9 protein-coding genes are annotated in these 12509 nt (G+C 42.5%); 4 read left to right on the plus strand and 5 right to left on the minus strand.

Annotated elements, in window-relative coordinates:
- Positions 1–759: 759 nt before the first annotated feature.
- Positions 760–1158, plus strand: a complete 399-nt coding sequence (locus EDD59_RS15125) for a DUF3796 domain-containing protein (protein WP_132383377.1) — start codon at positions 760–762, stop codon at positions 1156–1158.
- Complete coding sequence (locus EDD59_RS15130) at positions 1151–1342, plus strand: helix-turn-helix transcriptional regulator (protein ID WP_132383379.1); 192 nt, start codon at positions 1151–1153, stop codon at positions 1340–1342. The genes EDD59_RS15125 and EDD59_RS15130 overlap by 8 nt, the downstream gene beginning before the upstream one ends.
- A gap of 89 nt (positions 1343–1431) precedes the next feature.
- Here the strand turns inward: EDD59_RS15130 and EDD59_RS15135 are convergent, their stop codons facing one another.
- The 5 genes from EDD59_RS15135 to EDD59_RS15155 are packed head-to-tail and all read right to left on the minus strand — an operon-like array spanning position 1432 to position 10606.
- Positions 1432–5838 (minus strand): coiled-coil domain-containing protein, encoded by a 4407-nt coding sequence (locus tag EDD59_RS15135; protein ID WP_132383381.1) that lies wholly within the window; start codon positions 5836–5838, stop codon positions 1432–1434.
- Positions 5831–6547, minus strand: coding sequence for a DUF6063 family protein (locus EDD59_RS15140; protein WP_132383383.1), 717 nt, complete (start codon positions 6545–6547; stop codon positions 5831–5833). The genes EDD59_RS15135 and EDD59_RS15140 overlap by 8 nt, the downstream gene beginning before the upstream one ends.
- A 20-nt stretch (positions 6548–6567) precedes the next feature.
- Entirely contained in the window at positions 6568–8199 is a 1632-nt protein-coding gene (locus tag EDD59_RS15145; RefSeq protein WP_132383385.1) for a hypothetical protein, read from the minus strand.
- A gap of 18 nt (positions 8200–8217) precedes the next feature.
- Positions 8218–9216, minus strand: coding sequence for a Wadjet anti-phage system protein JetD domain-containing protein (locus EDD59_RS15150; protein ID WP_132383387.1), 999 nt, complete (start codon positions 9214–9216; stop codon positions 8218–8220).
- 55 nt (positions 9217–9271) lie between these two features.
- Positions 9272–10606, minus strand: coding sequence for an MATE family efflux transporter (locus tag EDD59_RS15155; RefSeq protein WP_132383389.1), 1335 nt, complete (start codon positions 10604–10606; stop codon positions 9272–9274).
- Between the two features lie 645 nt (positions 10607–11251).
- Here EDD59_RS15155 and EDD59_RS15160 point away from each other — a divergent pair.
- Positions 11252–11620: a demethoxyubiquinone hydroxylase family protein gene (locus EDD59_RS15160; RefSeq protein WP_132383391.1), complete on the plus strand. Its 369-nt coding sequence runs from the start codon at positions 11252–11254 to the stop codon at positions 11618–11620.
- A 36-nt stretch (positions 11621–11656) separates the two neighbouring features.
- Positions 11657–12472 carry a family 1 encapsulin nanocompartment shell protein gene (locus EDD59_RS15165; protein ID WP_132383393.1) on the plus strand — a complete coding sequence of 272 codons (816 nt, stop codon included), beginning with the start codon at positions 11657–11659 and terminating at the stop codon, positions 12470–12472.
- Positions 12473–12509: the final 37 nt, after the last annotated feature.

The raw sequence follows: 12509 nt of genomic DNA on the forward strand, positions 1-12509 counted from the left end.
ATTCTAAAACAATTATAACAAAAAGTGTCAAAAAAAGGAATGGGAAATCCCCCATTCCGCTTAATACTTTTGTAACTTTATAAGTTTAACCTGTTCCAAGTCTTTAGCAATTAACCCAATTAACCAATTAACCATTACTTTATTAGCACACACTTCTGAACGGATAAAATCAAGTTTGGTTTTCATACTTCTATAGTATTGATTACAAATTTAAAAGTATGATATACTTCCAACAGAACAACCGTGTACAGGGTGGTTGCCTCCCGGACTTCACCAAAGAGGGGAGGTGGTGCAAATGAACATACAAGATGCTATTTCTTTAATGATATATTCGGGATTTTCCTGATTGCACTGCTTACCTACATAGATAGGATTAATAAGCGAAAATAAAAACTGCCCTGAGACTTTGACCAGCCAGGACAGTTAACATATAATATTTCCGGGAGTCAACCCCTTGTGGGCGGTTGTTCTCTTCATATGTATAATATAACATATCTTCCAGAACCACGCAATACCTACATGAAATCTCACTTATTTTCTAGTAACAGTTCAGCCATGTGAATTTTCGACAGCGTAGGCAGGAGAAAGCTTGCTTTTGTATGCATATGCTGCCGAAAATTCATATGGCTGAACTGTTACATTTTCCTTATTTTCTTGTTTCATCCTTGACATACCGTTCTTGAAGTTATATATTTATAACATAAAGATATATATTTGTATCATCTGCTTTTAAACTTTCATAATGAGGAGGCAAAATATATGAACAAACATACAAAAAAGAACCCCTTGTCTTATCTGGGATGGCTCGGATTAATTGGTATTATAGGCGTTAATCTATCTGCCCACGGTGCCTGGATACTTCAACTATTTCTTATTTATTTCTTTTTCTTTATTTACCGCAATGTACCTGCTGATGAGCTCTTTTGGTTTAATGTCAAAAAAGCCGGTTTATCATCATTTATTCTGGGCCTGATTATCAATAATATTGTGTTAATTACATTAGCCATATTTGAGAGTATTGGGGGAAATCAAGATGCTACAAAACTGATCATAGGAATGTTTTTAATAAGTTCTTTCATCCCATTATTGTTTTTTATCGGAATTCTGATGTATTATAATCGACAAGAGAAAAAATATGTGGAGAAAGACAATGCTTAAAACAAGGATAAAAGAATATCGTGCAAAATACAATCTCAGCCAGGAAGATCTGGCCAAAAAGGTAGGCGTACGCCGCGAAACAATAGGGCATTTAGAAAACGGCCGGTACAATCCCTCCTTAAAGCTGGCCATGGACATTGCCAAGGTATTTGAAACTACTGTAGAAGATTTATTCAAATATTAGTGTATTCACAACTATATATCAACTGGTTTATTACAGTAGGAAACTGATATCGGACATTACACCAGTTTCCTGCCGAAATAATAAGCCGCCTAAAACATTAGTTCCTGCTGCTCCATCACCTCTATCTGCGACACCACCAGGGTCTCTGGATCATCTCCCCTGAGGTGATCTGCTTTCAGATACTGCATGCCGTTTCTTAAGGATGCAGCTATCAGATTCAATATATAAATATTGTCAAACCGATTGTAGATTGACTCTCCGCCGAGCCCCGTCAGGCAGATGAGCTGTGTATTGGTCTTATCTGCCATATCCATCAGCGGCTTGAGCAGATGGGATGCATTTGTCTGGGCAAAGGGGTTGTCCATAAGCAGAACCTTCCCTTCATTTCTGTCTGCAAAAATGTCGGTGTCGTCTTTTCTCATATAATACAGCAGACTGGACAGGATAACAAATGCAGATAAAAATCCCTCGCCGCCCGAATTGCGGGCCACTTCTGCCCAGGTAATGGGGTATTCCCTCTGTTCCTCAATTTTATAAAGCCGAATCTGTATATTTCCCACCCCGATTACCGCGTCGTACAGATTTCTGGTTGTAATATGCACTCCAAAATATTCCTGTGCATTTTCGTTTTTCTCAAAAAGCTCAATTCCCTTTTTCGTAACCTCATCTATGAAGTCCTGCAGTCGCATCTGATATAGATTTTCATTTTCCTCCCATTCGGGAAGCTGAATTTTCAGCATTTTTATAGGACGTTCACGGATTGTAATTGTAGAGTTGTGATCTATTTTGCCCAGATTCTGATGAACCTCCCGGATATAATCTTCCATTAGCTCCACAATTTTCTTCTTTTCCTTCTCCACCAGGGAAATGTCCACTTCCAGCTTCTCCATCAAGCTGTCATAGGACTGCAAGGTGGTAGAGAGCTGCCGCAGAACCTGAGATGCATCCTCTGTCAGCTCCAGCATGGACTCTAGCGGCTTCTTATAAAACTCCTCCTGAAACCGATCTATGCGCACAATCTGATTTAAAACCTGAACTAGCCTCTCTTTTGTCTCCTGCCTCTCTCGTATATTCTGGTTATAATCCCGGATTAAAATTCCCTTGAAATTGCGCAGCTCACGGCTGTCCATCTCTGCAAAATCCTGCTCCCACACAATCTCTTCCCCAGGAGTCAGTTCATTATATTCCGCCAGCGCCGTCAGGTTCTCATCATAGCTTTGCAGATGGGATTTCAGATGGTCTTCCTGCTTTTGTATCTCTGTTTTCTGATAAAGAAGCTGATTTCTCCTGGCATCAAAATCCTGATCCTGTATCTCCGCTCTGGGCAGAGGCTCTTCCTCCCCACATTCACTCTTTATTTGTTTTAGGCGATCATCCTTCTGTTGAGAAAGAACAGCAACCTGCTTGTCCTCTTCATTCCAAAGCGTTTTCTTCACTTCCAGCTTCTTATTTCTATCTTCTAAAAGAACTTCTCTGTGGGATTCCTCTCTCCGTTCATAGCGAATATCTTCCCAGTCCCCCGGCTTAAGATGATATTTTCCCCCCAGATGCTCCAGTTCGTCCTGGGCCTCTTCATATCTTCTGGCCACTTTTTGCTCCTGAATCTCCAGATCCTGGAGTTCCTGGGACATGCTGGACGTGATAGCCCCATAGCGTGCCTCCACAGCCGTCACGTCGTGCCGGGTCAAGTCCTTGTGTATCTCTGTCTCTTCGTATCTCTGATACTTCTGACAACGCTCTCCGAGAGCACTGCTTTCTCGCTCCAGCTGATCCTGCTCCGCTTCCAGCTCTCTCTGTCTCTCCTGCTGCCGCTCCAGCTGACCCTGTGCTAATTTCTGATTTTCCTGCAGCCGTTTAATATCCCTGCGGCATTTCTCCAAAGACTCCCGATTTTGTTCATAGATTTTATATGCATCACACAGCCGCCGGTAATCCTCCAGCCGCCGGTTCTGGCGGAAAATCTCCTGCTCCGCTTTTTGTATGGCCTTATCAAGGTGCTCCAGTTCCGATTTCAGTTCCGCCAGATCAGACGACACCTTTCTGACATCTTCATCCAGTTTGGACAGCTGCATTCCCAGTTCTTTTATAGCCTCTTCATTTGCTGTAAACTTTTCCCGGCTGACTTCCTGATTTTTAATGATCTCCCGGCGCTCAAAATATTCTTCATATTCTGACTGGCGGATTGAAATTGCCTCTTTCTTTCTCCAGATCTGCTGTTCCTTTTCCTGCACAAGGAGGCGCAGCTTTTCTTCATTCAACAAATTTTCATTGAACAGTACATAGAAACTGACATCGGGAAGCTCAATGATACCTTTGACATCATTATCCTTCTTCTCATCCAGGTTCTCCCTTACAATAATAGGAATTGGAAATGAAGTATAAACAGCCCCCGGGCTTTGAGACAGTTTCTTCATCTCCTGCTCCGAAAGAATCAGGGCATAGGGAAGAAATGGATGGCTGCGGACCAGTTCCTGATTCTCTTTTTCCGTATATCCGTTTTTCTGTAACCACTCCATGCCATAAATGACATGGATTCCCATATTTTGAAGCTCTGTCTCAAATTCCTTGGGCAGGTCCAAAACCTTGCCCTGTGTAAGGCTCTGATACTCCTTTTGCAGCGTATCCTCCTCTTTCTCCAGGTTTCTTCGCAAAGCTGCTATTTCTGCTAGCTTTCTTTCAGAAGTATGAATAATCTTTTCAGTATCATAGAGTGATTTCTCGTCCAAATCCAGGTAGGTCAGAATTACCCTGCGCTTTTCCAGCTCCTGGTTATATTTAGTCTGCAGTTTCTCCTGCTGCTCTTTCTCAAGCTTCTTTTGTATCTGTTCCCGCCCCAGATCTGTCAGGGTGCGCTCCAGCCCTCTCTGCTCATTTTGAGAAGTCTCAAATTGCTTTTTCTTCCGCAGCTTTTCCCGGTTCTCTTCCTCCAGTGTTTTTTCATAGGCTTCACAGCGTATCTCCAGAGTCCCCGGTTCGTAGGTACCTAAAATATTGCGGACAAGGTTTTCTTTATAAAGTGTATTATAATGTTCTTCCTGGTTGCCGTAGGATTCCACTTTACTTTGCAAGGCCCCTTCTGCCGTCATTTTCCTGCGGATTTCCTCTTCCAGTTTAGAAATCTTTTCTTTCTCTGTGCTGATATGCTCTAAAACCTGCTGGTGAAGTGTTTCCTTTTCTTGCCTTTGCTCCTTATTTTTTCCTAAGGCTGTCCCATAATAGCACTTCAGACTGTACCCTAATTGATTTCTCTCCGGCTCTAGATCTTCATCCTTTTTCCGAAAAACCTCCAGCTTCTGACGTACCAACAGAAGCTCCCTCTCTTCCTCTTTCGTCAGTTCCTGTTGTTTTGCACATAACAGCAGATGGAGATATTTTTCTATCCCTGCTGCTTCCCGTTCAAGCTCTTCCTGCTCCATCTCAATCATATCCCGGTTGCTGACATGAAAGCTCTGTTCTTCCTCCAGGCGATAAACTTCACTGGAAAGTTTCTCATATTCCACCCGGGAGACTCCGCGGCTCACTTCTTCCAGCTGCTGCCGGACATCTTGGTATGCAGCTTCTGTATCGTTTCGAAGTCCGTTTAGCTCCCGAATAAAATAGGCGATCCTGTTCTCCTGTCCCAACTTTTTCTGGTCAGATTTTCGGTAGAATTCGGCCTTTTCCTGAATGCGGAGTGCCTCTTCTTTAAATACCCGAATCGTATCCCGGCGTTTGATTTTACTCTGATTATCTTTGTACTGACCAACATATTTCTCTACAATCTTCTGAAATTCTTTCATTCGGTTCTTATCTTTATTCAGCTTGCTTTCCACCGCATCCAGAAACCATTTTTCCACCAGTCCCCGCTCATCTTTACAGTCAGCAAATAAATCCGAAAGACCGGACTCCTTCAGATTCACTTTCTTAATAATCGTCTCCCACTCTTTATCGTTAATTTGGTATTCTTTCAGCTTCTCAAAATACTGCCTGGACTGAGCTGCATTGTTCATATCATAATAAAAAAAGTTCATAGAACGGTCTTTTTTATATGACTCAAACATCTGCCGGCAGGCTGCGAAATTTTTCAGGATAATCTCTTTCTTACTCTTTTCCACAACAGGCAAATGGTGCATATCCTGAAGGCAGGGCTTTTGATATTCACTGATAATATTCACCATTTCCAGATTGTCTCCACCAGTATTTTCTGCATCCTGGCTTCGCCGCACCATCATTCCGGTAAGCACATAGCCCGCTTGCTGATCCAGCACCCACTCCACCAGAATGAAGGAGGGCTTATTTGTCGTAAAATAACTTTCAAAAGGACGGTCCTTCGCGTCACGGTACCTTTTATGGACAAAAGGCGCCGTCATCATCTGCACCAATACAGACTTTCCCCCTCCGTTTCTCAAGGAAAGCAGGGTGCTCTCTCCATTTAAATGAAATGCCTCATCACTGATGCGGATTGCGTTATTGTTATAATTGATATTAATTAGCCTGACACCGTTTATTTTACTCATTCTCCTTCACCCCCAACACCTGCATGACTCTCTGGTAATTATTTTGATTCAGAAGATTCCAGTCCATAAAGTTATCTAGTTTCTTTGTCGTCTTAATCATCTCGTCCTGCTCTACATATTCAATCAGGCCCTGTTTCTGCAAAAAGATTAGAATATAGTGAAGAAATCCTTCTTTTGTTGTCCGGGCCCGGGAACCTCTTTCATCAGAGCGCAGTGCCTCATAGGCCTCAAGCATGTTGGAAAAGGCAATACCTTCCCGTTCCTCCCCCGCCTCGCCTAAGTTCTCTGAGCCTTCCTTCAGCCGGAGGGAAATACAGTTCTGAAGTTCCCCCACACGAATATACTCCCGGGCCTTACTGCTGCTTCCTTGTCCATCAAAAAACTCCACAAGAAGAGTGAGTATGACAAACTGAGACAGATAATAGTCCTTGTCTGTCGCATTAGATTTACAGAGTACTGCTTTAAGCTGAGCCTTGGAGAAACCCAGTATATTATTTTCTTCGTGGGGTATGAGATAAACCACATTTCCATACCGCTCAATACTGCTCTGGGCAGTCTCTCCCTGGGACTTCACCAGATTTTGAATGGCTTCCTGCTCTGTATAAGCCTTATATAGGAGGTGCTCCTCTTCCTCACGCAGCTCATGATGCTCCAGAAGATAATAAAATATTTCCTGGCTCGTCCTGATTTCTTCTATTTCATATGCCATGTTCTTTTCCTTTCCTTGTTCTACAGTACCCTGATCAGCACGTTGGAACAGCGAATAGCCTTCCTGTCCCCTTCTTCATTCAAAACATCATTAAAAGTAACTGCGCTGCCGTCAGGCATACGATATGTCTCAATCCTGTGCACAGCGCTTCCGTCGGGCAGGGTAATCTCCTTCCTCGGTTCATCCTCTATCAGTTTCAGCAACATTTCGTTGAGCTGAAATTCACCCGGCTTATCCTGGATATATTCGCTTCTCTCTTTCTTTAATGACTCAATATCAATCTCCCGATTTTTAATCAACTCGACCATAACTTCTTTAAACACTTCTACATTAGGTATTAATTTATCTTTATGGGCGGGGAGTGTTTCCGTCTGCTTGCCAATTTCCTCCAAAGAAATTTCCCCGCTTACACATGCCCTTTCCAATAAATATCCCAGGCTGGTCTCATAACGTTTTAGCTTCTCTTTAAGTTTCCGCTCCTGCTGGGCCTGCCAGGCCTCTTCATCAAAATCCAGTTCTTCCTGTGTATCTTCCTCTTCATTTTTCCTCACCGGCTTTTGGTACTGAAATGCTTTATTCAAATTATACACCTTCTCTGCATCCTGATTAAATAGAGGCCGTAAAAAATAATCTAGGTTTTCCAGGGCTTTAGGATGTTCTAATATCTTATCGTACAGTTTTGTACGCAGAGGGAAACGTCTGATGAGAGACATCTGTGTCAAATCTTCCAGCTCCTTAGTATATAAAGCTTTCAAATCAAAATGATTGTTAAGTATTTTCTGATGCTCATCTATAGCGCGGTTCAGATAACTTTCAATTATACGCAAGTGGTTCAGGTTCTCATCCTCTTTGTCACTGAGCCGTTTTATATTGATATTTTCTTCTTCTAGTTCCCTCGCCCGGCTCCTTACCATTTCCCGGTAATTTTGAAACTTCTGTTGTGTATCCCCAATCGTCTCCAGATTCTCCGTCAATACCTCTTCGTAATCCCGCACTGAATAATTCAGGGCGTTGCGCCGTATCTTTCCCATGGCTTCCTGAATCTTCTGCATCTGAATCCGCAGCAGATTAAAAACATTCTTAATCTCATCCACTGCTTTATCATAGCTCTGCTTCTCAAGGTGCATTTGAAAAATCATCTCATGGATGGTCAGCTTCATATTATTTTCAATTTCCAGTGTTCCCAGAAGAAGATTGTAACCGTCATCGGTCAGATAGTAAGACGTGCGTTTCACTTCCTGTTCTACATAAACAATCTTGTTCGCCACGTAACTGATATTCATGATTTGATAAGCATCCTGCTCAAAATTGAATCCGTCAAAATGCATAACTCTTCCATCGTTGGACAAGATGACATTGACAATAAAGTCCCCCAGCTGCCTGCAGTCCTCATAGTTCATGTTTTTATGCCAGTACTGCATATTGAGCGTATCTATGTAGGCACCGATATCGTCCATTGTACAGTTCTCTTCCTTCAGAGATTGCTCCATAATGTAAAGCATCACTGCAAATATAAGATTGAGCTGCTCGTCCGCGGTTAAAAATCCGTATTGCTTCCAGGTGGTCCTCTGGACACTGTTTTGGATCAGCACCGCATATAGCCCCACATTTTTCATTCTTTTTGGAAAATGCTTTAAAAATTCATACTGCATAATTTTTATGTCCTCTTTTTAAAAGTCTGTAATATTCAAAATCTCTTGGGGAATATACTTTCCATACTCCAGGATTTTCTTCATTTTCTCCATATCCGGTTCCTGAAAATATGAGAAAAATGTTTCCTGTATATTGCGGTTTTGCCTTTCCTTCATATCGGGAAGCTGTTTCAATGAGTCTTCCCACTCCGCCGCCCCTGACTTTTCCAGCATCGCCCTGTAAGCAGGTACAAATGGAACAATCCCCCATCTACTGCGAAACATATCTGCCAAGCTTTCATAGATACCGATGCCCTCATAATCCAGGTCCCCAAAATAGTAGATTTTATTTTGACTTTCTTTCATATAAGGCTCTACACAAAGGTCAAAATCCCGGAAAGAACGTAAGATGCCTTTTCCTGCACCATAAATTAATGTTCCTATCGGGATACCCAGTATAGAGTTCTTTTCCTCCAGCAAATGCCGCCGCATACTGTAAAAAGTATCTTTATTCTCAAGAATCAGCAGATTTTGGGGAGTATTTCTCGTGTGTGAGTAATAAGCCAGAGGCTCCGTAGTTCCATATATATTAAGAACCTGCAAATCCAGTTTGCACCGATTCAAAATATGTCTTCCCTGTTCCCTTGTTAAGAACTTCTCCCGCCCCCAAATCTCAAAACTTCTCTCGTTGGCCGATTCCTGAGCTTCCAATTTTTCTTTCCTGTTCTTCAGGTAATCATTAAGCATCAGCACCCAGGGTCTGTCCTGCTCATAAATATCAGGATGAGACAAATAATAATCCACAGAAATCACAGGCAATAGCCGATACTTTAGTTCATCCTCCAGCTCCCTGTAGTCCTTCCTCTTTTCCAGAATCCAATACTCACGGTAGAGAGCCGGCTTCTTGCCATTTGTTCCCGCAGCCTTCAAGGGTTTGATTTTTCCTGCACTTAAGAGTCCCATAATATAGCTGTACTGTGCATTATAAGATAAATTTCCCTGATGCAGAAGAAGTTTTTCAAGAGAAATACGTTTCATAGCCGCCCCTTTCCTATTACATTCAGTCCGATACCTATACTCCAATTTCCTCTTTTCAGGAATAAATCTTTCTCCATTTTCCCGTGCGGTACTGCAGGAAGGAAATCATCCAGTTTACCAGCCAACCGATAGGAACCGCATACCAGATGACCTGAATGCCAAACCGGGGTGCAAAGCTGACAGAGACAGCTACACGGATGAAAAGATTTACCAGATTCGCAATGGTAAACATCTTCATATCCCCGGCTCCCCGAAGCAGTCCATCCACACACATTTTGAAGCCTATCAGGCAGAAAAACCATCCCATAAAGGTTAGATAGTCCCGTCCCGTAGCAACAGCAATAGCTGTCCCTTCCGCCCCCAGAAAAAGAGAAATAATCTGCCGATGGAAAAGTTCCAGTATCAGGCAGATAATGGCAGCACAGACAAGGACCATTTTGTTGGATACGTGGTAGCCCTCGACCACACGCTCTTGCTTGCGGGCACCGATATTCTGGGCTGTATAGGAAGATACCGCATTTCCAATTCCGGACATAGGAACAATGCAGATTGATTCAACCCTCATAGCAGCAGAAAATCCTGCCAGTGCCTCTGAACCAAAGCTGTTTACAACCGACTGAACCAGCATCATACCGATAGAAACTGTGGACTGCTGCAAAATAGACGGCAGCGCTATTTTAGTCATGTTCCAAAGTTCTGTTTTATCAAAAAACTGCGTATGTCCGCACTCCAGTTTTCTCAGTTCTTTTATAAAAACACTAAATGATAAGATTACGGAAATACCCTGCGCAATCAAGGTGGCCCATGCCACCCCGGCAACTCCCATATTGAAACGAGTTACAAATATAACATCCAGGACTACATTAAAAACAGATGAAAAAATCAGAAAGTACAAAGGTATCCTGGACTTTCCAAGAGCGTTGAACATAGCTGACAATACATTGTACATAAACAAAAAGGGGAGTCCCAGAAAATAGATATTCAAATACACTACTGCCATATCCAGAACATCCGCAGGCGTGTTTAAAAGAAGCATGATCTTCTTACCAAACAGCAGCCCCACCCCTCCCAGAACAATACTAATCAGCAAAAAAGAAATAAAAGATGTAAATACCGCAAGTTTCATTTTACCATATTCTTTTGCCCCATAATACCTGCTTACAATAACCGATGCACCTATACCTCCGCCTATTGCAATACAAATAAATATGTTTGTCAAGGAATACGAAGCCCCAACTGCAGCCAGTGCCTGCTGGCTGACAAACCTTCCTACAACGGCTGAATCTGCCATTGTATAAGCCTGCTGAAACAAATTTCCTATAATGATAGGCAAAGCAAAAATAAACAATGCACTGAATGGTTTTTTCTGTACTAAATAGTCATTCTCCATGTCTTTCTTCCTCCAATATCACAAGATAGCTTCTAGTGTGCTGACTCAATACAGCGCTGCAAAGCAATATCGTAAAAGCACTCGTTCTTATATTCTACACCATAATTCAAAAAAAATAAATGAAACAAATCAGGAGTGCAGGCTTGATTTCTTGATTCCCCCATGCGCTACTGTTCACAGGCCAGCCTGCAAACAGTAGCCCTCATGCTGCATATTCTCAGTAAATTATCAGATATATTTAGACGTTAATCATTCTTTTACTATCAAATCGGACATTGACATCAAAAAATATTGATGATAAAATTAATTTGATTCAAATTATTACCTATTGTCACTTTAACACGAAAGCATTTACATAATTATATTTGATGATACCAGGGACAAAAGGTCATACGTTTCATGCTTGCATGAAAAAGCATGACTTTGGGATTCGCAAAACATGAGAAAGTAGCCCGAGTAGGGCGGTTTTCGAATGTTTTTAGGATTGCGGGGCACAAAGTGCGTAGCAATCCGTAGGTATCAGGGGGCAAAATACCTTTTGATCCTTACACCATTTGATTTTCGCAGTGACAATATTTTCAAGTTGTTTCCCTCAATTACAAATGAGGAAACCATAAATAAATTTTATAAAGGAGGATGAATCATATGCCAGCTTTTGCAAATCCCTTTCAGGGGAATGTTAACCGCAAGATGAACGAAGAAGAATTAATTCAGGCAGTGCGCCTGAACATTGCAGGTGAATTGGAGGCTATATATCTGTATGATGCACATGTACAGGCCACAGATAATGAGATAGCCAAGAAGGTCATCGCAGATATCCGCGATGAGGAGAAAGCTCATGTAGGTGAACTGATGACATTGCTTCGAGTACTTGACCCCAAGGAAGCCGAGTTATTTGCGTCCGGGGAGGAAGAAGTCCGGGAGATGCTGGAGGATTTGGGTATTTCCATTTCGACAGAAGAGACTTCTGATGATGTTCCTCCTGCCGAAACAGTTGGCAGCCTGATTGATTAAACCTGATATAGCAAATGCAAAAAGGAGGTTTTAGACATGAGTTATTTATCAAGAGAAGCGGCCCCTTTTTCTGAAGGGCTTTGGGAGCAAATTGATGCTGCTGTAGTAAAAACAGCACGCAATTCATTGGTCGGCAGACGTTTCCTGCACGTTTTCGGGCCACTCGGTGTGGGTGTACAAACAGTTCCGGTAGACGATGCCGATGCAGTCGAAGAAGTAGAAAAAGAAGGACTCATTACAACAAGCGGCAGGAAGTTTACAGAGATCCCCCTTATTTTTGAGGATTTTACACTACTTGCCAGAGATCTTGAAAGCGCTAAGAAATCTGGTTTTCCAACAGATTTGTCAAGGGCTGAGCGGGCAGCTGAAGCCTGTGCTCTTAAAGAAGACAAGCTGATTTTCTGGGGCAGTAAGGACGCGGGATATGATGGGCTGCTTACGGTCCCCGGCACACAAAAAGTAGAAAAGAAGGACTGGAGTGCCGGTGAAAATGCTTTTACCGATATTGCCGCAGGAATTACCGCTTTGTCGGAAAAGGGTTTTTATGGCACCTATTCTCTGGCTTTAAGCCTTGATCTCTATATGCAGCTGCAGAGAATACAGCCCGGAACCGGTTTGCTGGAAGTTGACCGTATATCCAAGTTGCTAAATGGCCACATCCATCCGGCTCGTGCTTTAGGACAGGGAAAAGCCGTATTAGTTGCTTCCGACGAAATGAATATGGATCTCGTAATCGGACAGGACATGGCTGCTGCTTATCTGGAGCAAAAAGATTTGAATCACAGCATCCGGATACTGGAAACTGTGTTACCGCGGTTCAAGAGGAAAGAAGCTATTGTTGCCTTCGAATAGCAGAAATACGAAAACAGAAAAATCAAATACTCGCGGG

The organism is Muricomes intestini (assembly GCF_004346165.1).
GTDB lineage: Bacteria > Bacillota > Clostridia > Lachnospirales > Lachnospiraceae > Muricomes > Muricomes intestini.

Bases quoted from the DNA above. Each gene is read 5' to 3' on its own strand.
- EDD59_RS15150 (WP_132383387.1), bottom strand. From the start codon at position 9,216: ATGAAACGTATTTCTCTTGAAAAACTTCTTCTGCATCAGGGAAATTTA.
- EDD59_RS15160 (WP_132383391.1), top strand. From the start codon at position 11,252: ATGCCAGCTTTTGCAAATCCCTTTCAGGGGAATGTTAACCGCAAGATG.
- EDD59_RS15145 (WP_132383385.1), bottom strand. From the start codon at position 8,199: ATGCAGTATGAATTTTTAAAGCATTTTCCAAAAAGAATGAAAAATGTG.
- EDD59_RS15135 (WP_132383381.1), bottom strand. From the start codon at position 5,838: ATGAGTAAAATAAACGGTGTCAGGCTAATTAATATCAATTATAACAAT.
- EDD59_RS15140 (WP_132383383.1), bottom strand. From the start codon at position 6,547: ATGGCATATGAAATAGAAGAAATCAGGACGAGCCAGGAAATATTTTAT.
- EDD59_RS15130 (WP_132383379.1), top strand. From the start codon at position 1,151: ATGCTTAAAACAAGGATAAAAGAATATCGTGCAAAATACAATCTCAGC.
- EDD59_RS15125 (WP_132383377.1), top strand. From the start codon at position 760: ATGAACAAACATACAAAAAAGAACCCCTTGTCTTATCTGGGATGGCTC.
- EDD59_RS15155 (WP_132383389.1), bottom strand. From the start codon at position 10,606: ATGGAGAATGACTATTTAGTACAGAAAAAACCATTCAGTGCATTGTTT.
- EDD59_RS15165 (WP_132383393.1), top strand. From the start codon at position 11,657: ATGAGTTATTTATCAAGAGAAGCGGCCCCTTTTTCTGAAGGGCTTTGG.